29 protein-coding genes and 1 riboswitch are annotated in these 25,983 nt (G+C 70.6%); of the genes, 20 read left to right on the forward strand and 9 right to left on the reverse strand.

The features are described 5' to 3' along the window. The first annotated feature begins 2 nt into the window (after window positions 1-2). From EV379_RS11405 to EV379_RS11425, 5 genes are all read left to right on the forward strand, one after another. Window positions 3-749, forward strand: a complete 747-nt coding sequence (locus EV379_RS11405; RefSeq protein ID WP_130506232.1) for an ABC transporter ATP-binding protein — start codon at window positions 3-5, stop codon at window positions 747-749. Then, window positions 739-1,773, forward strand: a complete 1,035-nt coding sequence (locus tag EV379_RS11410) for an ABC transporter permease (protein WP_130506233.1) — start codon at window positions 739-741, stop codon at window positions 1,771-1,773. The genes EV379_RS11405 and EV379_RS11410 overlap by 11 nt, the downstream gene beginning before the upstream one ends. Window positions 1,774-1,855: 82 nt before the next feature. Further along, window positions 1,856-3,253 carry an FAD-dependent oxidoreductase gene (locus EV379_RS11415; RefSeq protein ID WP_130506234.1) on the forward strand — a complete coding sequence of 466 codons (1,398 nt, stop codon included), beginning with the start codon at window positions 1,856-1,858 and terminating at the stop codon, window positions 3,251-3,253. After that, complete coding sequence (gene fdxA, locus EV379_RS11420; protein WP_130506235.1) at window positions 3,253-3,582, forward strand: ferredoxin; 330 nt, start codon at window positions 3,253-3,255, stop codon at window positions 3,580-3,582. Before EV379_RS11415 ends, fdxA begins: the two co-directional genes overlap by 1 nt. After that, entirely contained in the window at window positions 3,575-4,531 is a 957-nt protein-coding gene (locus EV379_RS11425) for an NAD(P)/FAD-dependent oxidoreductase (protein WP_130506236.1), read from the forward strand. Before fdxA ends, EV379_RS11425 begins: the two co-directional genes overlap by 8 nt. 63 nt (window positions 4,532-4,594) lie before the next feature. Here EV379_RS11425 and EV379_RS11430 read toward each other — a convergent pair whose 3' ends face one another. Then, window positions 4,595-4,918 carry a DMT family transporter gene (locus EV379_RS11430; RefSeq protein WP_130506237.1) on the reverse strand — a complete coding sequence of 108 codons (324 nt, stop codon included), beginning with the start codon at window positions 4,916-4,918 and terminating at the stop codon, window positions 4,595-4,597. Window positions 4,919-4,931: 13 nt separating this feature from the next. Beyond that, window positions 4,932-4,996: riboswitch (guanidine-III (ykkC-III) riboswitch) on the reverse strand. A gap of 72 nt (window positions 4,997-5,068) precedes the next feature. Then, entirely contained in the window at window positions 5,069-5,383 is a 315-nt protein-coding gene (locus tag EV379_RS11435) for an antibiotic biosynthesis monooxygenase family protein (RefSeq protein ID WP_130506238.1), read from the reverse strand. 64 nt (window positions 5,384-5,447) lie between these two features. Here EV379_RS11435 and EV379_RS11440 point away from each other — a divergent pair, with 64 nt between their 5' ends. The 3 genes from EV379_RS11440 (at window position 5,448) to EV379_RS11450 (ending at window position 8,044) form a co-directional block, all read left to right on the forward strand. Then, complete coding sequence (locus EV379_RS11440) at window positions 5,448-6,008, forward strand: cysteine hydrolase family protein (protein WP_130506239.1); 561 nt, start codon at window positions 5,448-5,450, stop codon at window positions 6,006-6,008. An 87-nt stretch (window positions 6,009-6,095) separates the two neighbouring features. After that, window positions 6,096-7,385: an O-acetylhomoserine aminocarboxypropyltransferase/cysteine synthase family protein gene (locus EV379_RS11445; protein WP_130506240.1), complete on the forward strand. Its 1,290-nt coding sequence runs from the start codon at window positions 6,096-6,098 to the stop codon at window positions 7,383-7,385. Window positions 7,386-7,513: 128 nt separating this feature from the next. Next, window positions 7,514-8,044, forward strand: coding sequence for a CoA-binding protein (locus tag EV379_RS11450; protein ID WP_423203264.1), 531 nt, complete (start codon window positions 7,514-7,516; stop codon window positions 8,042-8,044). 93 nt (window positions 8,045-8,137) lie between these two features. On the opposite strand, the gene EV379_RS11455 is transcribed toward EV379_RS11450, so the two are convergent. Further along, complete coding sequence (locus tag EV379_RS11455) at window positions 8,138-8,986, reverse strand: ABC transporter permease (protein WP_130506241.1); 849 nt, start codon at window positions 8,984-8,986, stop codon at window positions 8,138-8,140. Continuing rightward, window positions 8,983-9,987 carry an ATP-binding cassette domain-containing protein gene (locus tag EV379_RS11460; RefSeq protein WP_130507442.1) on the reverse strand — a complete coding sequence of 335 codons (1,005 nt, stop codon included), beginning with the start codon at window positions 9,985-9,987 and terminating at the stop codon, window positions 8,983-8,985. The genes EV379_RS11455 and EV379_RS11460 overlap by 4 nt, the downstream gene beginning before the upstream one ends. A 150-nt stretch (window positions 9,988-10,137) precedes the next feature. Here EV379_RS11460 and EV379_RS11465 point away from each other — a divergent pair, with 150 nt between their 5' ends. After that, complete coding sequence (locus EV379_RS11465; protein ID WP_130506242.1) at window positions 10,138-11,097, forward strand: helix-turn-helix transcriptional regulator; 960 nt, start codon at window positions 10,138-10,140, stop codon at window positions 11,095-11,097. 33 nt (window positions 11,098-11,130) lie between these two features. On the opposite strand, the gene EV379_RS11470 is transcribed toward EV379_RS11465, so the two are convergent. Beyond that, entirely contained in the window at window positions 11,131-12,183 is a 1,053-nt protein-coding gene (locus EV379_RS11470) for a GNAT family N-acetyltransferase (protein WP_165397353.1), read from the reverse strand. 104 nt (window positions 12,184-12,287) lie between these two features. Between EV379_RS11470 and EV379_RS11475 the strand changes: the two genes are divergently transcribed. After that, the gene (locus tag EV379_RS11475) at window positions 12,288-13,748 is read left to right on the forward strand and encodes an L-serine ammonia-lyase (RefSeq protein ID WP_130506244.1); all 1,461 of its coding nucleotides are present in this window, start codon (window positions 12,288-12,290) and stop codon (window positions 13,746-13,748) included. A 196-nt stretch (window positions 13,749-13,944) separates the two neighbouring features. After that, the gene (locus EV379_RS11480; protein ID WP_130506245.1) at window positions 13,945-14,916 is read left to right on the forward strand and encodes a sulfurtransferase; all 972 of its coding nucleotides are present in this window, start codon (window positions 13,945-13,947) and stop codon (window positions 14,914-14,916) included. A gap of 470 nt (window positions 14,917-15,386) precedes the next feature. On the opposite strand, the gene EV379_RS11485 is transcribed toward EV379_RS11480, so the two are convergent. The 4 genes from EV379_RS11485 to EV379_RS11500 form a co-directional block, all read right to left on the reverse strand. Then, entirely contained in the window at window positions 15,387-16,877 is a 1,491-nt protein-coding gene (locus EV379_RS11485) for an FAD-dependent oxidoreductase (protein ID WP_207226245.1), read from the reverse strand. Continuing rightward, a complete protein-coding gene (locus tag EV379_RS11490; protein ID WP_130506246.1) occupies window positions 16,870-17,685 on the reverse strand; it encodes a methyltransferase domain-containing protein in 816 nt (271 codons plus the stop codon). The genes EV379_RS11485 and EV379_RS11490 overlap by 8 nt, the downstream gene beginning before the upstream one ends. Continuing rightward, complete coding sequence (locus EV379_RS11495) at window positions 17,685-18,950, reverse strand: type III polyketide synthase (protein ID WP_130506247.1); 1,266 nt, start codon at window positions 18,948-18,950, stop codon at window positions 17,685-17,687. The genes EV379_RS11490 and EV379_RS11495 overlap by 1 nt, the downstream gene beginning before the upstream one ends. 160 nt (window positions 18,951-19,110) lie before the next feature. Further along, complete coding sequence (locus tag EV379_RS11500; RefSeq protein WP_130506248.1) at window positions 19,111-19,614, reverse strand: rhodanese-like domain-containing protein; 504 nt, start codon at window positions 19,612-19,614, stop codon at window positions 19,111-19,113. Window positions 19,615-19,783: 169 nt separating this feature from the next. Between EV379_RS11500 and EV379_RS11505 the strand changes: the two genes are divergently transcribed. From EV379_RS11505 to EV379_RS11540, 9 genes are all read left to right on the forward strand, one after another. Further along, entirely contained in the window at window positions 19,784-20,257 is a 474-nt protein-coding gene (locus EV379_RS11505; RefSeq protein WP_341273536.1) for an ArsR/SmtB family transcription factor, read from the forward strand. Continuing rightward, entirely contained in the window at window positions 20,254-20,733 is a 480-nt protein-coding gene (locus tag EV379_RS11510; RefSeq protein WP_130506249.1) for an SRPBCC family protein, read from the forward strand. Before EV379_RS11505 ends, EV379_RS11510 begins: the two co-directional genes overlap by 4 nt. A 32-nt stretch (window positions 20,734-20,765) precedes the next feature. Beyond that, window positions 20,766-21,608, forward strand: a complete 843-nt coding sequence (locus EV379_RS11515) for an alpha/beta fold hydrolase (RefSeq protein WP_130506250.1) — start codon at window positions 20,766-20,768, stop codon at window positions 21,606-21,608. Next, a complete protein-coding gene (locus tag EV379_RS11520) occupies window positions 21,605-22,177 on the forward strand; it encodes a dihydrofolate reductase family protein (RefSeq protein ID WP_130506251.1) in 573 nt (190 codons plus the stop codon). Before EV379_RS11515 ends, EV379_RS11520 begins: the two co-directional genes overlap by 4 nt. Before the next feature lie 197 nt (window positions 22,178-22,374). Continuing rightward, window positions 22,375-22,716, forward strand: coding sequence for a DUF1801 domain-containing protein (locus EV379_RS11525; RefSeq protein WP_130506252.1), 342 nt, complete (start codon window positions 22,375-22,377; stop codon window positions 22,714-22,716). 135 nt (window positions 22,717-22,851) lie between these two features. Next, complete coding sequence (locus EV379_RS11530; RefSeq protein ID WP_207226246.1) at window positions 22,852-23,082, forward strand: hypothetical protein; 231 nt, start codon at window positions 22,852-22,854, stop codon at window positions 23,080-23,082. 97 nt (window positions 23,083-23,179) lie between these two features. Then, window positions 23,180-23,329 (forward strand): hypothetical protein, encoded by a 150-nt coding sequence (locus tag EV379_RS17240; RefSeq protein WP_165397354.1) that lies wholly within the window; start codon window positions 23,180-23,182, stop codon window positions 23,327-23,329. A gap of 27 nt (window positions 23,330-23,356) precedes the next feature. Further along, window positions 23,357-23,659, forward strand: coding sequence for an acylphosphatase (locus EV379_RS11535; protein WP_130506253.1), 303 nt, complete (start codon window positions 23,357-23,359; stop codon window positions 23,657-23,659). Between the two features lie 71 nt (window positions 23,660-23,730). Continuing rightward, the gene (locus EV379_RS11540; protein ID WP_130507446.1) at window positions 23,731-25,983 is read left to right on the forward strand and encodes a RecQ family ATP-dependent DNA helicase; all 2,253 of its coding nucleotides are present in this window, start codon (window positions 23,731-23,733) and stop codon (window positions 25,981-25,983) included.

Raw genomic sequence — 25,983 nt, forward strand, 5'->3', positions numbered from 1 at the left:
CCATGCCCGGCCAGAGCGCAATCCAGATCGACGCGGTCAGCAAGCGGTTCACGCCGACGGGCCCACTCGTGCTCGACACCGTGAGCCTCACGATCGAGCCGGGCGAATTCGTCTGCCTCCTCGGCGCATCCGGCTGCGGCAAGTCCACCCTGCTCAACATCATCGCCGGCCTGGAACGGCCGAGCTCCGGCACCCTCACCGTCGCCAGCGGCAACGCCGCGGTGATGTTCCAGGACTCGGCGCTCCTCCCCTGGTTGACGGCGGGCCGCAACGTCGAGCTCGCGCTCAGGCTGCGCGGTGTGCCACGGGCCAGGCGTCGCAGCGAGGCGCGTGAACTGCTGGACGTCGTCAACCTCGCGGATGCCGCCGAGAAGCGCCCGCACGAGCTCTCCGGTGGCATGCGCCAACGGGTCGCTCTCGCACGTTCGCTCGCCCAGGACCGCCAGGTGCTGCTGATGGACGAACCGTTCGCCGCCCTCGACGCCATCACGCGCGACCTGCTGCACGACGAGCTCGATCGGGTGTGGCGGGAAACCGGCCGGACGATCGTCTTCGTCACGCACAACGTGCGCGAAGCGGTCAGACTCGGCCAGCGTGTGCTGCTCATGTCGTCTCGGCCCGGCCGGATCGCGAATGAGTGGCGGGTGTCCGGCCACGCACACCGGCGCATCGACTCCGCGGAGGTCTCGGCGCTCTCCGCCGAGATCACGGACCAGCTCAGACAGGAGATCCGCCGCAATGCTGCCTGACACCACCGCCACGCGCGAAGCGGAGACCCTGACACCGTCGGCACTGCCAGCGGAGGCCCGTGCTGACGAGGCGCGCGCCGACACGGCGCAGCCCGCTGAAACCATCACGGCGCAGACGCCGAACGCTCGCACCGCTGTGGGCGCCCCAACCGACGATCGAACCGCGGAACTGCGCACGCTCGAATCCGGGCTCGACGCCCTGCAGAGCGTCGCAGTCACCGAGAAGAGCCCGTGGCGACGGTTCCTCGACGGCGTGGTGCCGCCGGTGCTGCTGCTCGTCGCGCTCATCGCCGCCTGGCAGTTCTACGTCGTCATCGCCCGGCCGCGCCCCGACCTCGTTCCTGGACCGCTCGACGTCGCCGCGTCGATGGCCGCACTCTGGTCGGATGGCCGGCTGCAGCTCGCCGTGCTCACCAGCCTCGAACGCGGCGGCATCGGCTTCCTGATCGCGGTCGCCATCGGCACCCCGCTCGGTCTGCTGCTCGCGGAGTGGCGGCTGCTGCGACGCGCCATGGGCCCGCTGCTCTCCGGCCTGCAGGTGCTGCCATCCGTTGCCTGGGTACCGGCCGCGATCCTGTGGTTCGGGCTCAGCGACGCCACCGTCTATTTTGTGATTCTGATGGGGGCGATCCCGTCGATCGCGAACGGACTGGTCGCCGGAGTCGACCAGGTTCCGCCGCAGCTGCGTCGCGTCGGAACGGTGCTGGGGGCCAACCGCGGCCAGCTCGCCACGCTGATCGTGCTCCCGGCCGCCATGCCCGGCTACTTCGCCGGCCTCAAGCAAGGCTGGGCGTTCTCCTGGCGTTCGCTGATGGCCGCCGAGATCATCACCATGGGCGGCACCATCGGCTTCGGACTCGGCTCCATGCTGCAGCAGAGCCGCGAGCTGGCCGATCTCTCTGGCGTGCTCGCCACGATCCTGGTGATCCTCGCGATCGGCGTCCTGGTCGAACTCGTCTTCTTCGCCCCGATCGAACGACGCCTCCTCCGCCGCAGGGGCCTCCGCCCCGGCGGCATCCGATGAGCACCGCTCACACGGCGTCGAACCACCACGCCCTGCACCAGACCACCCCACTTGCATCCAGCACACCCCGAAAGGCCCACTCATGACCCGGTCGCTCCCCGCGTCCCCCCTCCGCGTCGCGATCATCGGCGCCGGCCCCGCCGGCATCTACGCCGGCAACATCCTGGCCGCGGCCGTGCGTGACGCCGGAGGCGAGCCGAGCATCGACCTGTTCGATTCGCTGCCGGCCCCGTACGGGCTGATCCGCTACGGCGTCGCCCCCGATCACCCGCGCATCAAGGGCATCGTGAACTCGCTGCACGAGATGCTCGACTCCGGCGTCATCCGTTTCATCGGCAATGTGAACTATGGCGTCGACCTCGACCTGGCCGATCTGCGCGCCCACTACCACGCGGTCATCTTCGCCACCGGGGCCATCCGCGATGCCGAACTCAACATCCCCGGCACCGAGTTGCCCGGGTCCTTCGGCGCGGCCGACTTCGTCTCCTGGTTCGATGGGCACCCGGATGCCCCACGCGACTGGCCACTCGACGCGACAGACATCGCCGTGATCGGCAACGGGAACGTCGCCCTCGACGTGGCGCGGATGCTCGCCAAGCATGCAGACGATCTGCTGCCGACCGACATCCCGGGCACCGTGTACGCGGGGCTCGCCGGTTCGCCCGTCACCGATGTGCACGTCTTCGGCCGCCGCGGCCCCTCCCAGGTGAAGTTCACGCCGATCGAGCTGCGCGAACTCGCCGAGGTTCCCGACGTGGACGTGATCGTCTACGAGGAGGACTTCCAACCCGACGAACACGGCGAGGCGAGTGTCGCCACGAACAACCAGCTCAAGGTCATGACGCGCACGTTGCGGGGCTGGCTCACGAGGGAGCAGACGGGCGCCTCGCGGCGGTTGCACCTGCACTTCTGGCACGCCCCCGCCGAGCTCTACGGCGATGGCCGGGTCGAGGGAATGCGCTTCGAACGCACGGAACCGACCGGTGACGGCGGTGTGCGTGGCACGGGCGAGATCCGCGACTTCCCGCTCCAGGCGGTCTACCGCGCGGTTGGCTACCGCGGCAGTGCGCTGCCTGGACTGCCGTTCGACGACGAGCGCGGGGTCGTGCCGAACGACGGCGGGCGGGTGCTGGACGCCTCGGGGACGCCGCTGCCCGGGCTCTACACGACGGGCTGGATCAAGCGCGGTCCGGTTGGCTTGATCGGCCACACCAAGGGCGACGCGCTCGAAACCGTCGGCACCGTCATCGCCGACCTCGACCTGCTCGTCGAGCCTGCCGAGCCAGACACCGAGGCGATCCTCGAGGTGCTCGCCGGCCGCGGCATCCGCTTCACGAGCTGGCCGGGCTGGCTCGCCCTCGACGCACACGAGCGGATGCTCGGCGAGGTCGATGAGTCGCCCGTCGCTCGCGAGCGTGTGAAGGTCGTCGCTCGCGACGAGCAGGTCGACATCGCGCGCGCCGAGATCTTCGTCGCCTGATGACGTACGTCATCGCGTTGCCCTGTGTCGACGTCAAGGACAGGGCCTGCATCGACGAGTGCCCGGTCGACTGCATCTACGAGGGTGCCCGTTCGCTCTACATCCACCCGGACGAGTGCGTGGACTGCGGCGCCTGCGAACCGGTCTGCCCGGTTGAGGCCGTGTACTACGAGGACGACCTGCCCGAGCAGTGGGGCGAGTACTACACCGCCAACGTGGCATTCTTCGACGAGATCGGCTCGCCGGGCGGCGCCGCGAAGGTGGGGCCGTACAGCGTCGACCACCCACTCATCGCGGCCCTTCCAGCACAGGGTGCGGCCCATGGCTAGCGGGCACTACGACTGTGTGATCATCGGTGCGGGGCCGGCCGGCCTCTCCGCCGCGCTCAACCTCGCGCGCGCGCGCAAGCGCGTGCTCGTCGTCGACAGCAACCGGCCGCGGAACGCGGCGACGATGATCTCGCACGGCTTCATCACGCGCGACGGGGTGCCGCCGCACGAGCTGCGCCGCATCGCCAGGGAGGAGCTCGCGCTCTACCCGAGCGTCGAGGTGCTGCAGCGCGCCGCGGTCCTGACGGTGTCGCCGCTGGACTCCGCAGACTCGGACGCATCCGCCGAGCGCTTCGTCATCGAGATCTCGGGGGCGACGCCATCGGCCGCGCGGGTGGTGCAGAGCCGGTCGATCGTGGTCGCCACCGGCCTGCGTGAGACGTTGCCCGCTCTCCCGTCGATTCGCGCGTACTACGGCATGAGCCTGTTCAGCTGCGTCGCCTGCGACGGGTACGAACAGCGCGACCAGCCGCTCGCGCTCATCGGCGAGACCGACGACCTGCTCGAGCGGGCACTGCTGGTGGCGCAGTGGACGAACGCGCTGACGGTGTTCACGAACGGCGTTGCGCCGCTGAGCGTCGCCGACGAGGCGGTGCTGGCCGCACACGGCATCCGCCTGGATCGGCGGGCGATCGACGATCTCGAGGGTGAACGCGGCGCCATCTCCGCCGTGCGCATGGCCGACGGCGAGCGGGTGCCGGTGACGGGAGGCTTCGTGCGCCCGCTGTGGCATCCGGTCGTCGATTTCCTCGACGGCTTCGCTCTCGCCACCGACGAGCGCGGACACCTGACAACCGACCGCGACGGCCGCACCTCCGCGCCGGGCATCTACGCGGCAGGCGACGTCGCCGCGCCTGGGCCGCAACAACTCATCGTTGCCGCCGGCGCCGGCGCGCGCGTCGCGGCGGTCATCACCCACGATCTGCTCGGGGTGACGACCGCGCACTGAGCGCGCCGCGCTCTGGGTTGCTGTGCGCTTGGGTTGCTGTGCGCTCTGTTGCTGTGCGCTGGGCTAGTGGCTGCCGTCGACGAGCTTGAGCCCGACGACACAGCCGACGAGTCCGAGGATGAGCAGGATCTTGATCAGCGACGCCGGCTCGCCGCCGAAGATCATGGCGTAGAGCACGGTGAGCGATGCGCCGATTCCGACCCAGACCGCGTAGGCGGTGCCGACGGAGATGTCGCGCATGGCGTACGCCAGTCCGCCCATGCTGACGACGAGGGCGACGCCGAAGATGACCGACGGCCAGAGCTTCGTGAAGCCCTCCGACTTACCGAGTGCTGTCGCCCAGACGGCTTCGAGCACGCCGGACGCAATGAGGATGATCCATGCCATGACTGTTCACTCCCGTGGCCAGTCTTGTCGCATTCCGGGTACTGATCCCTCGTCCGGGCCTCCATCTCGGAAGCTGACTTCAGCCTAGCGGAGTCCTCTGTGCAGCTCCGGTGCAGCGCGCCGGGCAGCGACCGCCAAAGCTTTCGTGGGCTAGTTGGGGAGCGGGTCGGCCACGACGCAGACCTGCGCGAAGTGTTCGACGACGGGGAACGGCTCGTAGAAGTGGTGCAGCAATTCCCGCCAACGCCGATACTCCGGCGAGCCGCGGAACCCGGGGTCGTGCGCCTCGACGCTGGTCCACTCCACCAGCAGCAGATACTCGTTGGGTGTCTCGATCGAGCGTGACAGGCGCAACCCGCGGAAGCCGGGCATCGCCGCGATCAGCGTGCGCGCCTCGGCGAACGCCCGCTCGAACTCCGCCTCACGCCCTGGGGTGACGGGCAGGAGCGCGTGTTCCAGAATCATGATTCTCAGCGTACCTTTCGACTGTCGTCTTCCGGATGCCGCCCGCACACGCCATCATGGGTGCATGACTCTCGACGCCAACGCCGCCCTCATCGTTGTTGACATGCAACAGGGCTTCGCCCACCCCGGCTGGGGTGCACGGAACAACCCGGACTGCGAGGCCAACGTCGCCGCGCTCCTCGACGGCTGGGCCGCGTCCGCCCGTCCCGTCGTGTTGGTGCGCCACGACTCCGACGAGGAATCCCCACTGAACCCGAGCGAGCCGGGCAACGCGCTGCTCGACTTCGTCGCTGCCGCTCCGCACCAACTGTTCGTGACCAAGCAGGTCAACTCGGCGTTCTTCGGCGAGCCGGACCTCGCCGAGTGGTTGAGCGCACTCGAGATCGAGCAGATCGTTGTCTGCGGCATCCAGACGAACATGTGTGTTGAGACGACGGCGCGCATGGGCGGCAATCTCGGCTTCGAGGTGTTTGTGCCGATCGATGCGACGCACACCTTCGACCTCGAGGGGCCGAACGGTGTGCGTATGAGCGCCGACGAGCTCTCCCGTGCAACGGCGGTCAACCTGCACGGCGGCGAGTTCGCCACCGTGCTGAGCACGGCCGAGCTGCTCGAGCGCGTCTGATCCCTGCCTTCGTCGGCCTCCGCGGCGCTGTTGCGCCGCGTTACGGGCACGCGCCACCGGCCCGGGTGCACGGGCTAGCGTGTGGGCATGGCAGATCGTGAGTACGGCTTCAAGACCCGCGCCATTCACGCGGGCAACATCCCTGACCCGGTGACGGGGGCGCGTGCGCTTCCGATCTACCAGACGAGCGCATTCGTCTTCGACGACACCGCGGATGCCGCGGCCCGCTTCGCGCTGCAGAAATACGGCAACATCTACTCCCGACTGGCGAACCCGACGGTCGCCAGCTTCGAGGAGCGCGTCGCCAGCCTCGAGGGCGGCCTCGGCGCCGTCGCGACGGCCAGCGGCCTCAGCGCGCAGTACATCACCTTCGCCAGCCTCGCCGGATCCGGCGACCACATCGTGGCCAGTGCGAACCTCTACGGCGGCTCGATCACGCAGCTCGACGTGACCCTGCGACGTTTCGGCGTCGAGACGACCTTCGTCCGCAGCTCCGACCCCGCCGACTACGCCGCGGCCATCACCGACAAGACAAAGCTGATCTTCGCCGAGACGATCGCGAACCCCTCCGGCGAGATCGCCGACATCGAGGGCCTCTCGGATGTCGCGCGCGCGCACGGCATCCCGCTGATCATCGACTCGACGATCGCCACCCCCTACCTCAACCGCCCATTCGAGTGGGGCGCCGACATCGCCATCCACTCGGCGACGAAGTTCCTCGGCGGCCACGGCACGACCCTCGGCGGCGTCGTCGTGGAGAGCGGCCGCTTCCACTGGCACAGCGACAAGTTCCCGCTCTTCGGCGAGCCGGTTCCGAGCTACGGCGGGCTGCAGTGGTCTGGCAACTTCGGCGAGTACGCCTTCCTCACCCGCCTGCGCGCCGAGCAGCTGCGCGACATCGGTCCGAGCCTCGCCCCGCACAGTGCCTTCCTGCTCGCGCAAGGCGTCGAGACACTGCCGTACCGCATCCAGGCACACGTCGACAATGCCCGCGCCGTGGCCGAGTGGCTCGAGGCCGACGACCGCATCGAGAGCGTCTTCTGGGCCGGGCTTCCGAACCACCCGCACCACGAGCGCGCGCAGAAGTACCTGCCGAAGGGGCCGGGTTCCGTGTTCAGCTTCGTCGTGAAGGGCGGCCGCGCCGCCGGCCAGACGTTCATCGAATCGCTGAACCTGGCCAGCCACCTCGCCAACATCGGCGACGCGAAGACCCTCGTCATCCACCCCGCGTCGACGACCCACGCCCAGCTCACCGAACAGCAGCTCATCGACGCCGGTGTGCTGCCGGGTGTTGTGCGCATCAGCGTCGGCATCGAAGATGTCGATGACATCATCTACGACCTCGACCAGGCCCTCGCGGCCGCGACGGGAGCATGACCATGAGCACAACGGATGCCGCAACCACCGTGCCGGTTGAGCAGGCGCCGCGGGTTGAGCCGACCTCGCGGGTTGAGCCTGTCGAAACCCCCGCAGACGCCGTCGTCACCACGCAGCTCGCGAACGGGCTGAGCTGTGACCTGCCCGCGGACTCCCCCCTCGCCAAGCTGCTGCGCTCGCAGCGCACCTGGGTCGGCCCGGACGCGAAGGCGCGCCTGCGCATCCTGCGCGAGGCGAAGTCGATCGCGATCGTCGGCGCATCGCCGAACCCGGCCCGCTCGAGCTACTTCGTGGGCACCTACCTGCAGCAGTCCAGCGACTACCGCGTGTACTTCGTGAACCCGAACGCCGACACGATCCTCGGCCAGAAGGCCTACCCGGATCTGGCGAGCCTGCCGGAAGTGCCCGACATCGTCGACGTGTTCCGCCGTGGCAGCGACATCCCGAGCGTCATCGACGAGGTCGTCGCCGTCGGCGCTCCGACCATCTGGGTGCAGCTCGGCATCTGGAACCAGGATGCCGCGGAGTACGGCGAGTCGAAGGGGCTGACCGTCGTCATGGACCGGTGCATCAAGATCGAGCACGCCCGCTTCAACGGCGGCCTGCACCTGCTCGGCTTCGACACCGGCCAGATCACCGCCCGCAAGACGATTCGCTGAGCCGCGCCCGCGCGCGCTCCTTCGCCACGACTGCAGCGTCGGTCGATGACACGAGTCATCGACCGACGCTGCAGTCTGCGTTTGCGCGCTTGATCAGGCCTTGCGGATGCTGCGGACGCCGACGACGAGTCCGATCACGGCCGTCACGATCGCCGCAACGAAGCCGCCGAGCACCGCGATGGAGCCGAGATCCCCGGCAAACAGGGCGCGCTCCGCTGCGACGACGTAACTCAGCGGGTTGACCGCCGCCGCCGCCTTCATCCAGTCCGGCCCGTTCTCGATCGGCAGCAGCATGCCGGAGAGGATCATGAGCGGGAAGATGAGGGTCTGGTGGATCACCCAGAACATCCAGTCCCGCTCCCGGCAGGCCAGGGCCACCGAGTAGCTCAGCGCGCCGAAGCCGATGCCGAAGATCGCCAGCAGCACGAAGCCGATCACCAGCCCGGCCACGTTGATCTGGAAGCCGAACGGCACGGCGACGAGGCAGACGATCAGGCCCTGCATCGCCAACGGCACGATCTCCTTGAGCGAGCGGCCGATCAGCAGCGCGCTGCGGGCCAGCGGCGCGACGAGCGTGCGCTCGTGCGAGCCCGACTGCATCTCGCCGAGCAGGTTCGCCCCGGTGCTGGCCGTGCCGAACAGCGCCACCATCACGAGGATTCCCGGCACGAACCACTGCAGCGTCTCCGCGGCGGGCAGACCGGATGACGCGACGAGCAGCGGCCCGAACAGCCCGAGGAACACGAGCGGCTGCACGAGGCTGAACAGTGCGCTGAACGGGTCGCGCATGACGGGCCGCAGCTCCCGCACGAACACATTCCAGATGTCGGCGAGGATGCGGGTGCGGCCGGGGACGTTGCCCCGCGACGACGTCGCGGCCCCGCCCTGCTGAGCCGAGCCCGTGTCGGCGGTGTGGGTGTTGAGGGTGTCGATGGTGTTCATGCTGCGTCCTCCTCGGACTCGTGTGCAACGGATGTGGTGTGCTCTGCTGTGGCGGGCGCCTGCCCCTCCTCGCGCAGACTCCGCCCGGTGAGCGCGAGGAACACGTCGTCGAGCGTCGGCTGGTGGATCGACGCCGCCCTCGGCGGCAGCCCTGCCGCGTCGAGCGAGCGCAGGATGGCCGGCAACGCCTCGTCGGCGGCGAGTGCCGGCACCACGACGGCGGTTCCGGATGCCGTTCCGCTGGTGTGGGCGGCCGCCGCCGCGGCATCCGCCGCCGAGTCGAAGCCCAACTCGACCCGGTCGCCGGCGAGGTCGCGCTTCAGCGCCGATGCGGTGTCGTCGGCGATCAGCCGCCCGTGATCCATCACCATCACCCGCTCGGCCAGCTGATCGGCCTCGTCGAGGTAGTGGGTCGTCAGGAAGATCGTTGTGCCGTAGCGGCGGCGCAGCTCGACGATGTGCTGCCAGAGGTTGGCGCGGCTCTGCGGGTCGAGGCCGGTGGACGGCTCGTCGAGGAAGAGCAGCTCCGGCCGGTGGATCAGCCCGAGCGCGATGTCGACGCGGCGGCGCTGCCCGCCCGAGAGTGTCTGCACCTGACGGCCGGCGATGGCGCCGAGGTCGAGGGACTCGATCAACTCGTCGGCCCTGAGGCGGGTCTCGCGCCGGCCGATCCCGTAGAACGCGCCCTGGCTGTGCAGCTCATCGCGCACGCGCTGCGTGTAGCCGGCCGATGAACCCTGCCCGATGTAGCCGATGCGGCGACGCACGCCGGCCGGGTCGCGACGGATGTCGCAGCCGACGACGCTCGCCTCGCCGGAGCTGGCCGGCAGCAGGGTGGTGAGCAGGCGCAGCGTCGTCGACTTGCCCGCGCCGTTCGGCCCGAGGAACGCGACGAGCTCCCCCGCCGCGACGTCGAGGTTGAGATCGGAGACCGCCTCAACCTGGCCGCCGGATTTGCCCGTGCCCGGGAACGTCTTGCCGAGCCCCCTGGCCACGATCATCTTCTGCTCTGACATTGTCTGCCCTGGCATCTTCTGATCTGGCATTCTCTGCTCCGGCATCTTCTCTGGTGTCGCGATCTGTGTTGTCATACCTCCACGGTAGAAAGCAAATAGGACACTTTCTGTCCTAATAAAAGAGATACTGAAAACATGTCAGACACCACGAGCAGAACGTTGGAGCTCCTCTCCCTGCTGCAGAGCCACCGGCACTGGTCGTGCCGGGAACTCGCGGACCGTCTCGCCGTCAGCGAGCGCACGCTGCGCCGCGACATCGACCGCTTGCGGGAGCTCGGCTACGAGATCGACGCCAGCCGCGGCGCGATCGGCGGCTACCGCCTGACGGCCGGAACAGGCCTGCCTCCCCTGCTCCTCACCGACGATGAGGGTGTCGCGATCGCCATCGGTCTGCGCTCGCAGACGACATCCGCCCTGCGCGATTCGGAGCACACGACGCTCAGCGCACTCGCGAAGATCGAGCAGGTTCTGCCTCCGGCGCTCCGCAGGCGGATCGACGCACTGCAGTCGCACATGTCGGTCGCGCCCGGGCAGGGGCCGGCCGTCGACCCCGAGCTGCTCGGCCTCCTCGCGCTCAGCTGTCGGGACAGCGAACGGATCCGCTTCAGCTACACCGACGCGCGCGGCGCCGACTCCACCCGCAGCGCGGAACCGCACATGCTGGTGCCGCGCGGGCGCCGCTGGTACCTCGTCGCGTGGGACCGCGACCGCGCCGCCTGGCGCACCTTCCGGCTAGATCGCATCTCCGCGCTGCAGCAGACCCGGGTGCTCTTCACGGCTCGCGATCTGAGCGCGGCGGCCGCCGCCGAGCTCGTGGCCGCCGCCGTCTCCTGGCGGGAGAACCCGCTGAGCGCCGAGGTGCACATCGCGGCCCCGCTCGGGGCGGTTCAGGAGAAGCTGGGCTGGTGGGCGCGCGACACGGTGGCGCTGGATGCCGATACCACCGTGTGGACGCTCACCGGCGACTCCGCCGCGCACATCGCCACCGCGCTGCTCTGGATCCCGGCGGAGTTCGCCTTCACCGTGCACGGCCGGCCGGAGCTGCTGCGCGAGCTCACCGCCTTCGCGGACCGCTTCACGTCCATCAGCGGGTAGCCCCGCGCATCTCCGCGGCCGACTGCTGGGCGACTAGATGGAGTAGCCGAAGCTGAGCAGCTTGAGCTCGCGGCCGTCCGGCATGGTCAGCAGCGGCTCCCGGTCGAGCAGACGCTCGAATCCGAGCCGTTCATAGAGCTTGTGCGCGCCCGTCATCTCCGGGCCCGAGTTCATGACGACGCGGGGAACGCCGCGGAGTCGGCCGAGCAGCAGCACGTGGCGGCTGAGCAGTTCGCCGATGCCGCGGCGGCGGGCGTCCGGGTGCACGGCGAGCAGTCGGAAGTCCATCTCGCCGACCTGCGGAAGCTCGGTCATCACGGCGCCGGCCCGCGGCGTCGAGACGGTGCCGAGGAGCGCGCCGGTCTCCGTGTCGCTGGCGACCCAGACCTGGTGCTCGCCCGCACGGCCGGCGACGTCGACGATGGAGGCGCGGTAGGAGTCGCTGAGGCTGTAGTCGTGGGCGTACGCGCGCTCGGAGAGCTCCGCGACGGCGTCCATCTCCTCGTCGCGCATCAACCTCACGCGCACCTCGCCATCCGGGCGCTGCAGGGGGTAGCGGTAGGCCACGAGCGGCACATCGGCCGTCTGTGCGGCATCCACGATCCGTTCGAATCCGAGACGTTCGTAGAGGCGCTGGGCCGGCAGGTTCAGCTCGCCGGTGTCGAGCACGAGGGCACTCGCGCCCTGCTCGACGGCACACTCGAGCGCGACCCGGGTGAGCTCCTCGCCGAGGCCAAGCCCCCTCGCCTCCGGCAGCACGCCGAGCAGGCGCAGCTCGAATTCCTCGCCCGTGGCGAGACGCGAGTGCTCGGTCTCCGCGCGCAGCAGGCTGGCGGTGCCGATCACGGTGCCCTCCGCGTGGCTGCCCGTTCCGGTCGCGACGGCCACGAGCAGGGTTCCGGATGCCGCCCGGCCCTCCGCGTCGCGCAGGAGGCGGGCGCGTTCGGCCGAGGTCGGCAGGTGCCCGTACGGCCCGGATGCGAAGGCGGCGACGGTCACATCGCCGACGGTTGCGAACTCCTCGGGTGTTGCTTCGCGGATGACGAAGGCAGGTCGGGGCAGTTGGCGGGGCTCGGGCTGAATCACGGAGATCAAGTTTACGCGGCGAAGCTGCGAGGACGCGCGGAGCTGCGCACGATTCTGCGACGTAATGCGGCATTTCTGCACGCTCTGTTCCCTACGATGGAGGGGTGACAGCGTTCGTCTCAGCCCTCGATCTCTTTTCGATCGGAATCGGCCCTTCCAGCTCCCATACGGTGGGCCCCATGCGGGCCGCCCGCGACTTTGCCGACCGTCTGGAGCCCGCGATGCTCTCGCAGGTCACCCGGCTGAGCTGCATGCTCTTCGGCTCGCTCGGTGCCACCGGCATCGGCCACGGCACACCGGATGCCATCGTCGCCGGCCTCAGCGGGCTCCGCCCCGAGGACTGCGACCCCGCCGCCGTGCGCGGCGCCTGGAGCACGCTGCCGAAGTCGGCCGTCGGTCACGGCAGCGTGCTGCTTGCCGGCATCCACCCCGTCGACATCGCCAGGGACGACATCAGCTTCGCCCCCTTCACCCGCCTGCCCGGGCACCCGAACGCGATGACGCTGCACGCGTGGGGCCGCGACGAGAGCGGCACGGAGCACGAGCTGTACCAGGAGACCTATTACTCGGTCGGCGGCGGCTTCATCCGCCGGGCCAGCGAGGACGCCGCGCACGCGGCCGCCGCACACCCGGGCGGCGGTGCGTCCGCCGATGCCGTGAAGCGTGTGCGCGTGACCGAGGCGGCGACGCCGCGGCATCCGCTGCCGTACTCCAGCTCGGAGGAACTGCTCGCGCTCTGCGAAGCGCAGGGCATCAGCCTCGCCGACATCGCCCGCGCCAACGAGGAGGCCGTGCACGGCCGCGAGGCGCTCGACGCCGGCCTCGACGCGATCTGGGCCGCCATGCACAGCTGTGTTGAACACGGCCTGGCCACGCCCGGCGTGCTGCCGGGCGGCCTCGGCGTCAAGCGCCGCGCGCCCGAGGTGCGCGAACGGCTCGAGGCCTACGACGGCCAGCCGGTGCGCGAGCGCGACACCTCAACCGAGTGGCTGCACGCCTTCGCCCTCGCCGTGAACGAGGAGAACGCCAGCGGCGGCCGCGTCGTGACGGCTCCGACCAACGGCGCAGCTGGCATCATCCCGGCCGTCGGGCACTACTACATGCGTTTCGTTCCTGGTGCCTCGGATGCCGGCATCCGCACATTCCTGCTGACGGCGGCCGCGATCGGCTCGCTCGTCAAGGCCAACGCCTCGATCTCGGGGGCGGAGGGCGGCTGTCAGGCGGAGGTCGGTTCCGCGTGCGCCATGGCCGCCGGCGCGCTCTGCGCCGTGCTCGGCGGCACCCCGCGGCAGGTCGAGAACGCGGCGGAGATCGCCATGGAGCACCACCTCGGCCTCACCTGCGACCCGGTGGGCGGGCTCGTGCAGGTGCCGTGCATCGAGCGCAACGCGATCGCGGCGTCGACGGCCGTGTCGGCGGCGAGGCTCGCGCTGCACGGCGACGGAACACACCTCGTCTCGCTCGACACCGTGATCGAGACCATGCGCCAGACCGGCCTCGACATGATGACGAAGTACAAGGAGACCAGCGAGGGCGGGCTCGCCGTCAACGTCATCGAGTGCTGAGCGCTAGGCACTGAGCGCTAGGCACTGAGCGCCGCGAGCTGAGCGCCGCGAAAACGCAGGACCACAGCCTCGCCGGGCGCTCTGGCGGCTCGGCGGCGCTCTCCTCCTGCGCTTTTGTGCGAGCCGGCGCGTCGGTGCATTACCTCCTCTTACGCGCGCCCTCGCCCCCGCCGCGGCGGCGAATTAGCGTGAGCACATGAGCTCACCGGATGCCACCACCGCCCTGCCCGCACCGTTGCTGTCGACCCCGCTCGTCTCGACGCAGTGGCTGGCGGATCACCTCGGACGCGACGGCCTCGTCGTGCTCGACGCGACCGTGTTGCACGTGAAGGCGCCTGGCGGCGGCTACCGCTGGCTCAGCGGGCTCGACCAGTACCTGGTCGACGGCCACATCCCCGGCGCGGTCTTCGCCGACGTGCTCGAGGTCTTCTCCGACCCGGCCAAGCCATTCGGTTTCGCACGGCCAGACGCCGAGCAGATCGTCGCCGCCGCGGCATCCGTCGGCATCGACAGCGACAGCGCGGTCGTGCTCTACGACGACTCGGTCGGGCAGTGGGCGGCCCGCGTGTGGTGGCTGTTGCGCTCCTTCGGCTTCGAGAACGTCTCCGTGCTCGACGGCGGTCTGACGAAGTGGCGCGCAGAGGAGCGCCAGCTGGAGCGCGGCCACGTCGAACCAGCCGTCGCCGCCGGCTTCACGGCCGTCGAACGCCCCGAGTTCTGGGCGGACAAGGACGACGTCGCAGCCGTCGTCGCCGGCGAGGCCGAGGCGACGCTGGTGTGCGCGCTGCCTCCCACCGAGTTCAGCGGAGAGACGAGCTCGCGCAGCCGGGCCGGTCACATCCCGGGAAGCCTCAGCCTGCCGGCCGGCCGCCTCGTCGACCGCGCGGACAACGCGCTGCTGCAGGGTGCGGCGCTGAGCGAAAAGCTCGCGCCCGTACTTGGCCAGGCGACGGATGCCGAGGCGCCGGCCGAATCGGAGAACACCTCGTCGGCACTCGCCGGCCGCGAGCTCGCGCCCCGCATCATCACGTACTGCGGCGGCGGCATCGCCGCGGCCGCTGCCGCGCTCGCGCTGACGGCGGCAGGCACTGGCAACATCGCGATCTACGACGGCTCCCTCAACGAGTGGACCGCCGACGAGAACGCCCCGCTCGTCTCGCTGGTCTAGCCGCGGACCGGCCTGGCCGGTCTGGCCACGCGCCGCTCGTCTCACTGGTCTAGCCGCAGATCGGTTGGACGGCCGCCAGACGGCGCGTCCCAGGCGCCGCGCGGTAGAAACCGCGTTTCGCGGCAGTTGTTTCTACCGCGAAGCGCGGTTAGTGGCGCACGGCTGCAGGGTCGCCCCGTCATCCCGGCCAGATGCGCCGCCTACCGCGCTATGACGCTGTAGTTTGCGGCGCACACCGCGGTGAGTGGCGCGCAACGGCGAGTAGGGTGCGGCGAGAGAGCGGTTCCGAGGCCGCGCGGCGCGACCAGGCGGCGCCTCCCTGACGCTGCGCGGTAGAAACCCGCGTTTCGCGCCAGGAGTTCCTACCGCGAAACGCGGTTTGGTGGCGCGCATCGCGTCGGCGGCCCGGCCACGCCGAAGCTGCGGGCGGGCGTCGGGCGCGAACGAGCGCGGCGCAGTCGGCGGGCGGCTCAGAGGCCGCGCATCGTGAACGCCCGGGCCAGCAGCGCCCGGAACGGCGGGCGCCCGAGCGCGCGCACGAGCGCGTTCCGCACACCGAGGCGCGCGCCCCTGGCCTCGCGCCCGATCTGCATGTTGAACGCCGCCTGCGCCACCGCGCGGCGGGCGGCGAGCCGGCGACGGAGGTCGTACTCGCGCAGCGCACGGGCGCCGAGCTCGTGGCCGCCGCGCACGGCGAGTTCGAGAGCCGGGGCGAGGGCAGCGGCATCCAGCCAGCCGAGGTTCATGCCCTGCCCGCCGATCGGGCTCACCTCGTGGGCGGCGTCGCCGAGCAGCGCGACACGGTCGGCGGCCATGCGTGAAGCACGGTGCTGGCGCACCGCGAAGGCGCTGAGCGATTCGTCGGTGCGCGCGCGTTCCTGTGCGGTCGCGGATGCCGTGGTCAGCTCGATCCCGGTGCGGTCCCGCACGATTCCGGCCAGATCGGCCGCGACCGCCTCGTGCCACAGCCGGTCGGTGAGCACGACCCAGCGCCGCCACCCGTCGGGGAGGGGGAAGGACTCGACGACTCCCCCACGCTCGAAGGCGAGCAGCGCCGTCGTCGCGGCGAGCCTGCCGCCCTCCCTTCTGCTCCCGCCTCCGTCACCACCACCGAACCGCGGCGGCCGACCGCTGCGGAAGTCCGCCATCAGGTAGGGCTGCGCCTGCCCGACCGCGACCCAACGGATGCCGGCGAGCTCCCGCACCCGGCTGCGCGCCCCATCGGCGCCGACCACATAGCGCGCCAGCACGCGCCGGGGTGATGCGGCATCCGCGCCCGAGCCGGCACCGACGCTGATGTGTGCTGACTTGGTCGTGAGCTCGACGTTCTCGGAACGCTGCGACACAGCGGTGACGCGGATGCCCCGCCGCACCGGATTGACGCCGCCGTTCAGCTCGGTCAGGCGATCGCGCAGCAGCCGCTCCGTGTCGCGCTGGGGCAGCGCGAGCACAAAGGGGTAACGCCCGCCGGCCTCACTGATCTCGAGCGCGCCGAGCATCTCGCCGTCGCACCACGCCTCCCCGCGGAAGATCGGCGTCCCGGCCGCGATCGCCGCCTCGGCGATCCCGAGCTGGGCCAGCACGGCGATGCCAGGCGGGTGGATGCCGATGGCACGCGAGTGCTCCGAACTCTGCCCGCGCGCCTCCAGCACGGTGACGCTCAGCCCGCGCTGCACGAGCAGGCACGCCAACAGCAGCCCGACGGGGCCGGCGCCGACGACGGCCACGTCCGCGATGTCGGCTTCGGCCGCGTCGTCTATCGCTGCGTCGGGCTCGGCTGCCGCGTCAGTGGCCGCGGCGCTATCAGCGGGTCCGGACGCAGCGGCGCCAGCCGTGCCTTCAGTGTCGTCCTCGGCTGCAGCGGTCTCATCAGCGGTCGCGACCACGGCCTCCGCGGCCGCCTCGGTGAACGTGTCAGCCGCGGCACCCGTTTCCGTGCGCCGCTCTCCCGGCTCAGCCATCGATCGCTCCGCCCGGGTACACGAGCAGATAGCGGAACGCGCTCTGCGGCCACACCGCCCAGCCCGCCGGCAGGGCGCCCTCCAGCTCCACGGGCCGGAAGCTCCGGCGGATCGACGTCAGGCCGTCCTTGCGAATGTAGGAACCCTTGAGCAGCGAGCGGGCGAACGGCAGCGTGCCGAGCGCGAATCCGGCATAGGCGAGCCGCCCGCGGGTGATATCGCCGTGCAGCACGCGCGGGATCTTCGGCCGAGAGCCGCCCCGTGACCAGCCCCGCGCCTCGTCCGCCTCGTCGGGGCCCGGCCCGCGCACCAGCCGTTCGCTGTCCCAGAGCAGCCCGCCCAGCTCGGCGGCGCTGAGGTGGTGCAGCATGTGGTTCGACATCACGATGTCGAAGCTGGCCCCCTCGCCGACGAGCTCGGCGCTGAAGGCGCGCCGGAAGGTGACACCGCGCACCGGCCGCCGCGCGCTCGCGAAGTCGTGGGCCCTGGCATCCGGGTCGATCGCCGTGATCTGCAGGCGCAGCCCATCGGATGCCGCCCATGCCGCCAGTGCGAGCGGCAGATCGCCGCCGCCGGAGCCGATGTCGAGCAGCGTCGTCGACCGCGTCGTGGAGAGCTGTGGCCGGATGTACCTGCGGTAGTTCGCGCGCCAGCCGGAGACGGCGCTGTTCACGAGGCCGAACTGTTCGTAGGTGCGCTGCAGTGTCGCCGGATCGGCGCCGGGGCCGTCCATCAGCTCGGCAGTGTCGGTGGCGCGCGCGTGCAGGAAACGACCCGGTCGCCGGGCCGTCTCTGGCGCCGACGCCATCAGGGCACCAGCGCCGGGGCCTCCGCGGGCGCGCTGCCGGACTCTGGCGCGGATGCCGCGGCATCCGCCTCGCCGACACTCGCCCCGCCCAGAGCAACCGCGGCCTGCTCCGCGGCCACACGCTCCCCGACCACGCTCAGCAGCCCGGTCTCGACGGTGAGCCCCGGCCCGAATGCCATCGCCAGCACGCGTTCGCCCGCGCTCGTGTCCGGCGCGTCGAGGATGTGTTTCAGCACGAAGAGCACCGTCGCGCTCGACATGTTCCCGTAGTCGCGCAGCGTGTCGCGGGCCGGCACGAGTTGCGCCTCGCTGAGCCCGAGCTTCTGCTCGACCTTGTCGAGGATGCTGCGCCCGCCCGGGTGGATCGCCCAGTGCTGCACCGCCTCCCCGGCCGCACCAGCGGCGAGCGCCGTGGCGAGGACGGGTTCCGGTGCGAACAGCGGCACGAGCGCGCTGCCGATGTGCTCGTCGATGATGTGCGGCACATAGCTGGAGAGCACCATCTCGAAGCCGTTGTCGCCGATCTTCCAGGCCATGTCGGCCTCGCCGACCGGCGTCAGCACGGTCTCCGAACGGTCGAGCGTGAACGCCATCTCGCCCTCGGCCGGCGGCCTGGCACTCACGATCCCGGCGGCCGCGCCGTCGGCGAAGAGCGACGACGCCACGATCTCGTCCGGATCATTCGAGCTGCGCAGGTGCAGCGTGCACAGCTCGGCGCTGACCACGAGCACCACGGCTTCCGGGTCGGCCTCGACGAACTGTCTGGCCGTGCGCAGCGCCGGCATCGCGGCGTAGCAGCCCATGAAGCCCAGGTGGTAGCGCTGCACGGATGCCGCCAGACCCAGCTCCCGCACCAGCATGTAGTCGGGCCCCGGCTGGTAGAAGCCCGTGCACGAGACGGTGACGACGTGCGTCACATCGGCGGCCTCGATGCCGGGGCAGGCCGCGAGCGCGCGGCGGGCGGCCTCGACGAAGAGCGGCGTCGCCTGCTGGATGTAGAGCTCATTGCGGAGCTTCGTGCCAGGCCGGCGGAGCAGCCCGGTCGCGCTGTCGAAGAAGTCGTGCTCGCCCGGGGGTTGGTGCAGCGAGAGCTCCTCGATTACCGAGTAGCGGGTCTCGATGCCCGAGGCATTGAACGCGGTGGTGACGAGGCGCTGACCCAATCGACTGAGATCGGGCTGGCTGGCAAAGACGTCTCTCACCGCCTCCTGCACCAGCACGGTGGGGGGAACAGCGGTCTGCAGTGCGCGGAGCGTCACAACCATGGTTCAGTCTAGGCATCCGCGGGGCCTTGTGGGATAGAGCCACGACACAGTTCTCAGCCAGTTCGGTGCCAGCGCACATCCAGCGCGGATTCAGCTGGCGCCGCTCGGCTGGCGGCGTCCAGCTGGCTGCGTCCAGCATGCGGCGTTCAGCTGGCGACGTTCAGCAGGCGCAGCCGATGCCAGCGGCGGCGGGTGCGGATGCCGGCCCGACGAGCGGGTCGACGAGGCGCGCCCGCACGCCGTCATCCGTCTGCACCGGGTAACCCTCGCGCGCCCAGTACTCGAAGCCGCCGATCATCTCGCGCACCTCGTAGCCGAGCAGGCTCAGCGCCAGGGCCGCCTTCGTCCCGCCGTTGCAGCCGGGGCTCCAGCAGTAGACGACAAGCTTCGCATCCGGCGCGAACAGCGTTGCAGCCTCCGCGGCGATGCGCGCGGTGGGCAGGTGCACGGCTCCGGCGGCGCGGCCCTGTGCCCAGGCGGCATCGCTGCGGGTGTCGACGAGCACGAAGCCCGGCGTTCCCGCACGCTGCTCGGCGGCGACATCGGAGGCGTCGGTCTCGAACGCCAGCTTCGCCCGGAAGTGCAGGGCGGCCGCCTCCGGCGTCGCGGCGCGCTCGGCACCGAAGATCGTGGCGGGCGGGGTCGGTGCGGGGCTGAGTGTCATGCGTCCAGCATTCCGGATGCCGCAGTCGGCCGACCCGGAGTTCCTGCCGGTCTTCACCGAGATCCCGCCACGGCGCACCGGGATCCGAGTTTGTGCGCCAAAGGCCTTGACAGCGCGGCATCCGCGGCCTATCTTCATAACCAATTAGTTATGGATTGAGGTGCCTCCGGTGACGACCACCCTGATGAACGCCACAGCGGGCAACGTGCGCGACGCACCCGACGCCACCGCTGCTGGTCCCACCTCGCCCGCCGAGGAGGAACGCCTGAACCGCGTCTTCATGGCTCTGGCCGACCCGACCCGCCGGGCGATCCTGGCCAGGCTGGCCGAGGGCGACGCCTCGGTCTCCGAACTGACATCCCCGTTCGCGATGAGCCAGCCGGCGATCTCCAAGCACCTCAAGGTGCTCGAGACCGCAGGGCTGATCTCCCGCAGCCGGGCGGCGACCGCGCGGCTCAGCCACCTCGAGGCCGCGCCACTCGAGGAGGCCAGCGTGTGGGTGGAGAACTACCGGCGATTCTGGGGCGAGAGCTTCGACAAACTCGACGTCGCACTCGCGGCGCACATGGCCACACAGGCCGACACACGCAGCACCGACACACTCAACACCGACACATCAACCGAGGGGGACACAGCGTCATGACCGAGACCCGCCCGAGCGGCATCGCCGACACCGACACCTACATCACGCGCATGTTCGCGGCCCCGCGCGCCGTGGTCTTCGACTTCTGGCTGCAGCCGGCCAGGCTCGCCGAGTGGTGGGGCCCGGTCGGCTATTCGGCGCCGGCCGAGCACATCGTCATGGAGGGCGCCGTCGGCGGGCGCTTCCAGGTCTGCATGATCGAGGAAGCCACCGGCGTCGAGATCTGGACGTACGGCGAGGTGCTCGAATTCGTCGAACCCGAGCTCATCGCGTTCCAGCTCAGCGTCAAGCGTCCCGTCGACGAGGAGCCGATCACCATGCAGCTCCGCGTGCAGTTCCACGATCACGGCGAGCGCACCCGCATCACGCTCCACCAGGGTCCGTTCGCGGCCACGGAGATGGAGCGCGGCAACAACATCGGTTGGAGCATGTCGTTCGACAAGCTGGATGCCGCCATCGCCGGCATCCGCCCCTGAACTCTCAGTCAGCAACGCGAAAGGACAGCACCATGAGCCACGCCTCCCCCACCATCGCACCACCACACACCGTCACCTCGGCCGATGGCACGGTCATCGCCTACGACGCGACCGGCACCGGCCCGGCGCTCGTGCTCGTCGGCGGCGCATTCAGCGAGCGCCGCTTCCCGCTCACACTCGAACTCGTCGAGCAGCTCGCCGACAGCTTCACGGTCTACAACTACGACCGGCGCGGCCGCGGCGACAGCGGGGACACCTCGCCGTACGCGATCGAGCGCGAGGTCGAGGACCTCGACGCGGTCATCGCCGCCGCCGGCGGTTCCGCGTTCGTCTGGGGTCTCTCCTCCGGTGCCGCGCTCGGGATCGAGGCGGCGGCCCGCGGTTCCCACATCAGCAGCCTCGCGTGTTACGAGCCGCCCTATGTCGTCAACCCGGACCCGCTGCGCACCGCGATCGGGCTCCGCGCGCCGATCGCCGCCCTGCTGGCCGCCGGCGAGAAGAGCAAGGCCGTGTCGCTGTTCATGACCAAGGGCATGGGGATGCCGGGCGTCATCGCCCTCGGAATGAAGCTGTCCCCGATGTGGAAGCGCCTCACCGCCCTCGCGAACACGATTCCCTACGACCTGGCCGTGACGAGCGCGGCCATGAAGCCGGGCATCGGAAGCGCCGGACCCGAGCTCGACGGCTCGCGTTGGGCCGCGATCGGCTGCCCGGTCACGGTGATGGCCGGCACGAAGAGCCCGGAGCCGCTCCGCACGGCGGCCGAGTGGGCGGCATCCGCCGTTCCCGGTGCCACCCTGCGCTGGATGCCGGACCAGAACCACACATTCAAACCGCCGGTCGTGGCGGCGGCCCTGAAGGAGATGTTCCGATGAGAATCGTCAGCCTCGGCATGCAGGTGACCCTGGACGGCTTCGTCGCCGGCCCGAACGGCGAGCTGGATTGGGCGATGGAACGGCTCGACGACGAGCTCTTCGCCCACCAGGAGGTGCTGCAGAGCGGCTCGGACACGATGCTCCTCGGGCGGGTGAACTACCTCGATCAGGCCGCGTACTGGCCGACCGCGGAGGAACCGCTCGCGAAGCTCCTGAACGCGCAGCAGAAGATCGTGTTCTCCACGACGCTCACGCAGGTGGACTGGCAGAACTCCCGGCTCGCGACCGGCAGCCCGGCCGAGGAGATCGCCGCGCTGCGGGAGCAGCCGGGTTCCGTGATCAGTGTGGCCGGCGGTTCGCGGTTCGCCCAGTCGCTGTTCCGCGAGCACCTGATCGACGAGGTGCGACTGTACGTGCACCCGATCGCGCTCGGCAGCGGCATCCCGCTCTTTGCCGAACCGCTCCGGCTCGAGCTCACCTCGTCGCGGCGCTTCGGCAACGGCACGCTGCTCAACAGCTACCGCGACCCGCTCTCGGCCGGCTTCGCGGATGCCGCCCGCAGCGAGTGAGCGCGTACTACCACTGGAGCCGGCCATCACCCTCACTGCAGCGGTGGCGGTCCCCGAGGTTCCCTTGGACTTGGCTGCCGCCTTTCGTGACGCTTCGCGTCACGCCCGTTGATTGAGCTTGTCGAAATCCCCTGCCCCGTTCTCCAGTAACCGTTGATTGAGCCTGTCGAAATCCCCACCCACCGAAAGGACCCATGATGCCCGCAACCCTCGATGAGTTCATCGCCGAACTCGACGCCCCCGCCCGTGAGATCGCCGAGTCGCTGCGCGTGATCATCGGCGACGCCGTCCCTGGCGCCACTGGCCAGCTCTGGCATGGACACCCGGTGTGGCTGGACGGCAAGAACCCGGTCGCCGGTTTCAAGCCGTTCCCTCGCTGGACCACCTTCATGATCTGGAACGGCTCCCCCGTCACGGATGCCAGCGGCCGGCTCGAATCCGGAGCCCGCATGTCAACGGTGAAGCTGTCGGGCACCGACGACATCGACGCCGCCCTCTTCGCCGACTGGCTGAAGCAGGCGACTGCGCCCGCCGCCTAGCTCCGCGGTATCCGCAGGTCGTGGCCGCGAGATGTCACAGATGGCCCCTTCGCCTGCTTCCAAGGGGCCGATTGCGCCATCTCGCGGCCGTGTGCGGAACGGACCGCGCCTCCGCGAGCGGCGTAGAGTGCTGGCATGAGTGAGATGTGGATCGGCCTCCTCGTGGTCGGCGGCACCGTCGTGGTGCTGCTCGGTCTGGCCCTCCTCGCCCAGCGCATCCGGCGCCGCGGCACGGCCGGGCCCGCGATCGGCGCCGCCATGGCCGCCTACGACCAGGCGATGCACGTGACCGCCTACGAGACCTTCCTCGAGATGCAGGCACAGGACGAACGCGTGACGCCGACACCGTCGCCCGACACGCACTAGACCCACATACGCACTAGACCCACACACGCGCCAGACGCACACCGCGTTGACTGCTACCGCCAAGCGTTTCCCCAGCCATCCCTCCTACGCTGCCGCCATGACGCAAGAACTGTTGTGGCTCGTAGTCGCAGGCGCTGGCCTGTTCATGCCCATGCTGCTCGGGCTTCTCCGCGCTGGGCGGCGCCCCGTTCCGGTCCGCGCCTCCCGCGGCACCGACAGCACCGGCCCGGCCCAGCGCCGCCGATAGCCGAATCCGGCGCACGCTGGTCGACGCATGAGCTCCGTTCGAGTCGTGGTGCACGGAATCGTGCAGGGCGTCGGATTCCGGTACTCCGCACGCGCTGAGGCCGAGCGCCTCGGAATCACGGGCTGGATACGCAACCGGTCAGACGGTGCCGTCGAGGCCGAGATCGGCGGCGACGCCGAAGACGTGCAGCGCATGCTCGACTGGCTGGGCCGCGGACCGCGCGGCGCGGCGGTCGCGTCTCTGGATGTGAGCGACCCGATCGAGCTCGGCGAGCTGCCTGGCGGAGATGACGCGGGTGGCGAGGGCGGCGAATTCCGCATCGTTCCCTAGCTCCGGATGCATCGTGCAACCCTCGCGCCCACAATGTCGGCGGTGTCTGTCAGGCTGGTGTCGTGAATGACATGCAGAACGCCGATCTGGACACCGCACGCGAATCGACGAGCGGGCATGTCGACACGCCTCCCGCCGGGGCCGGCGGCGACGGCATCCGCCCCGCTGCGCTCGCGGCCCTGCGTGCGCTCGTCGGGCGGCAGGACGCCGACTTCCACGACGGGCAGTTCGAGGCGATCGAGGCGCTCGTCGCCCAGCGTCGCCGCGCCCTCGTGGTGCAGCGCACCGGGTGGGGCAAGTCGGCCGTGTACTTCGTCGCCACCAAGCTGTTGCGCGATGCCGGCGCGGGGCCCACGATTCTCGTCTCGCCCCTGCTGGCGCTGATGCGCGACCAGGTGGCCGCGGCCGCCCGTGCCGGTGTGCGCGCCGTCTCGATCAACTCCGCCAACGCCCACGAGTGGGGCAGCGTGCTCGAGCAGCTGCGCGCCGATGAGGTCGACGTGCTGCTCGTCTCCCCCGAGCGCCTCAACAACCCGCGCTTCCGCGACGAGCAGCTGCCGGCCCTCATCAACCGGGTCGGGCTCCTCGTCGTCGATGAGGCGCACTGCATCAGCGACTGGGGGCATGACTTCCGCCCCGACTACCGGCGCCTGCGCGAGCTGATCGCCGAGATGCCGAGCGGGGTCCCGGTGCTCGCCACCACGGCGACGGCCAACAGTCGGGTGGTGACGGATGTCGCCGAGCAACTCGCGGCCGCCGCCGCGCAGCACGGCGACACCGAGCCCGTCCTCACCATCCGCGGCCCGCTCGCCCGCACCTCGCTGCGGCTCGGCGTGCTGCGCCTGCCCGACGCCAAGGCCAGGCTCGCCTGGCTGCTCAGCCACCTCGCCGAGCTGCCGGGAAGCGGCATCATCTACACTCTCACCGTCGCGGCGGCCGAGGACACGGCCAGGCTGCTGCGCGAGGCCGGTCACGCCGTGCACGCGTACACCGGCCAGACCGACACCGACGAGCGGGAGCAACTCGAAGGCCAGCTCAAGCGCAACGAGATCAAGGCGCTCGTCGCGACGAGCGCGCTCGGCATGGGCTTCGACAAGCCCGACCTCGGCTACGTGCTGCACCTCGGCGCGCCCTCCTCTCCCGTCGCCTACTACCAGCAGGTCGGACGTGCCGGCCGTGCCACGGAGAATGCCGACGTCCTGCTGCTTCCCGGGGTCGAAGACGAGGCGATCTGGACCTACTTCGCCACCTCCTCGATGCCCAACGAGGAGAAGGCGCAGGCCGTGATCGCCGCCCTGGCCGGCAGCGACCGGCCGCTCTCCACGCCCGCGCTCGAGGCGATCGTCGACCTCCGGCGCTCCCGGCTGGAGCTGCTGCTCAAGGTGCTCGACGTCGACGGCGCCGTGCGGCGGGTGCAGGGTGGCTGGGCCTCGACCGGCCAGCCCTGGTTCTACGACCGCGAGCGCTACGAGCGCATCGCGGCCGAGCGCCTCGCCGAGCAGCGCTCCATGGTCGAGTACGAGCGCACGAGTGAGTGCCGCATGGCGTTCCTGCAGCGCGCGCTCGACGACGACACCGCCGTGCCGTGCGGGCGCTGCGACAACTGCGCGGGCGCCTGGTACCCCGTCGATGTCGCTGCGGATGCCGCAGCCAGCGCCAGCGCATCGCTCGACCGGGTCGGCGTGCTCATCGAGCCGCGCGCCCAGTGGCCAACCGGTGTCGCCTCGCTGGGCGTGCCGGTGAAGGGCAACATCCCGCCCGCCGAGCGCCTCGCCCCCGGCCGTGCGCTGGCTCGGCTGAGCGACCTCGGCTGGGGCGGTCCGCTGCGGGAGATCTTCGCGGCGCCCTCCCCGCTGGCCGGGGACGCCTCGTCGGTTGAGCCTGCCTCCCCGCGTGGGGGTGACGCCCCGGCGAGCCCGGCCATGCTGGCGGCCTGCGTCCGGGTGCTCGCCGAATGGAACTGGGAGGAGCGCCCGGCCGCGGTCGTCGAGATGCCGTCGCGGCGGCATCCGCAGCTCGTCGGCTCGGTCGCACAGGCGATCGCCGAACGCGGCCGACTGCCGCTGCTCGGCACGCTCGACTGGGCGAACGGCGGCCCGAGCGGCGGGCCGGGCGGAAACAGCGCCTACCGGCTCGCCGGCGTCTGGGAACGCTTCGCCGTCGGCCCCGAGCTCGCCGCAGCGCTCCAGGAATACGCCGGCCGGCCGGTGCTGCTCGTCGATGACATCGCCGACAGCCGCTGGAGCCTCACGATCGCCGGGCGGCTGCTGCGCCAGCACGGCGCAGGGGCAGTGCTGCCGTTCACCCTCGCCCTGCAGGGCTGA

Origin of the sequence: Microterricola gilva (assembly GCF_004217495.1) — a bacterium.
Classification (GTDB): domain Bacteria; phylum Actinomycetota; class Actinomycetes; order Actinomycetales; family Microbacteriaceae; genus Microterricola; species Microterricola gilva.

Excerpts from the sequence above, each read along its gene's own strand:
- EV379_RS11405 (WP_130506232.1), top strand. The coding sequence starts at position 3 with ATGCCCGGCCAGAGCGCAATCCAGATCGACGCGGTCAGCAAGCGGTTC.
- EV379_RS11410 (WP_130506233.1), top strand. The coding sequence starts at position 739 with ATGCTGCCTGACACCACCGCCACGCGCGAAGCGGAGACCCTGACACCG.
- EV379_RS11415 (WP_130506234.1), top strand. The coding sequence starts at position 1,856 with ATGACCCGGTCGCTCCCCGCGTCCCCCCTCCGCGTCGCGATCATCGGC.
- fdxA (WP_130506235.1), top strand. The coding sequence starts at position 3,253 with ATGACGTACGTCATCGCGTTGCCCTGTGTCGACGTCAAGGACAGGGCC.
- EV379_RS11425 (WP_130506236.1), top strand. The coding sequence starts at position 3,575 with ATGGCTAGCGGGCACTACGACTGTGTGATCATCGGTGCGGGGCCGGCC.
- EV379_RS11430 (WP_130506237.1), bottom strand. The coding sequence starts at position 4,918 with ATGGCATGGATCATCCTCATTGCGTCCGGCGTGCTCGAAGCCGTCTGG.
- EV379_RS11435 (WP_130506238.1), bottom strand. The coding sequence starts at position 5,383 with ATGATTCTGGAACACGCGCTCCTGCCCGTCACCCCAGGGCGTGAGGCG.
- EV379_RS11440 (WP_130506239.1), top strand. The coding sequence starts at position 5,448 with ATGACTCTCGACGCCAACGCCGCCCTCATCGTTGTTGACATGCAACAG.
- EV379_RS11445 (WP_130506240.1), top strand. The coding sequence starts at position 6,096 with ATGGCAGATCGTGAGTACGGCTTCAAGACCCGCGCCATTCACGCGGGC.
- EV379_RS11455 (WP_130506241.1), bottom strand. The coding sequence starts at position 8,986 with ATGAACACCATCGACACCCTCAACACCCACACCGCCGACACGGGCTCG.
- EV379_RS11460 (WP_130507442.1), bottom strand. The coding sequence starts at position 9,987 with ATGATCGTGGCCAGGGGGCTCGGCAAGACGTTCCCGGGCACGGGCAAA.
- EV379_RS11465 (WP_130506242.1), top strand. The coding sequence starts at position 10,138 with ATGTCAGACACCACGAGCAGAACGTTGGAGCTCCTCTCCCTGCTGCAG.
- EV379_RS11480 (WP_130506245.1), top strand. The coding sequence starts at position 13,945 with ATGAGCTCACCGGATGCCACCACCGCCCTGCCCGCACCGTTGCTGTCG.
- EV379_RS11485 (WP_207226245.1), bottom strand. The coding sequence starts at position 16,877 with ATGGCTGAGCCGGGAGAGCGGCGCACGGAAACGGGTGCCGCGGCTGAC.
- EV379_RS11490 (WP_130506246.1), bottom strand. The coding sequence starts at position 17,685 with ATGGCGTCGGCGCCAGAGACGGCCCGGCGACCGGGTCGTTTCCTGCAC.
- EV379_RS11495 (WP_130506247.1), bottom strand. The coding sequence starts at position 18,950 with ATGGTTGTGACGCTCCGCGCACTGCAGACCGCTGTTCCCCCCACCGTG.
- EV379_RS11500 (WP_130506248.1), bottom strand. The coding sequence starts at position 19,614 with ATGACACTCAGCCCCGCACCGACCCCGCCCGCCACGATCTTCGGTGCC.
- EV379_RS11510 (WP_130506249.1), top strand. The coding sequence starts at position 20,254 with ATGACCGAGACCCGCCCGAGCGGCATCGCCGACACCGACACCTACATC.
- EV379_RS11515 (WP_130506250.1), top strand. The coding sequence starts at position 20,766 with ATGAGCCACGCCTCCCCCACCATCGCACCACCACACACCGTCACCTCG.
- EV379_RS11520 (WP_130506251.1), top strand. The coding sequence starts at position 21,605 with ATGAGAATCGTCAGCCTCGGCATGCAGGTGACCCTGGACGGCTTCGTC.
- EV379_RS11525 (WP_130506252.1), top strand. The coding sequence starts at position 22,375 with ATGCCCGCAACCCTCGATGAGTTCATCGCCGAACTCGACGCCCCCGCC.
- EV379_RS11530 (WP_207226246.1), top strand. The coding sequence starts at position 22,852 with ATGAGTGAGATGTGGATCGGCCTCCTCGTGGTCGGCGGCACCGTCGTG.
- EV379_RS17240 (WP_165397354.1), top strand. The coding sequence starts at position 23,180 with ATGACGCAAGAACTGTTGTGGCTCGTAGTCGCAGGCGCTGGCCTGTTC.
- EV379_RS11535 (WP_130506253.1), top strand. The coding sequence starts at position 23,357 with ATGAGCTCCGTTCGAGTCGTGGTGCACGGAATCGTGCAGGGCGTCGGA.
- EV379_RS11540 (WP_130507446.1), top strand. The coding sequence starts at position 23,731 with ATGCAGAACGCCGATCTGGACACCGCACGCGAATCGACGAGCGGGCAT.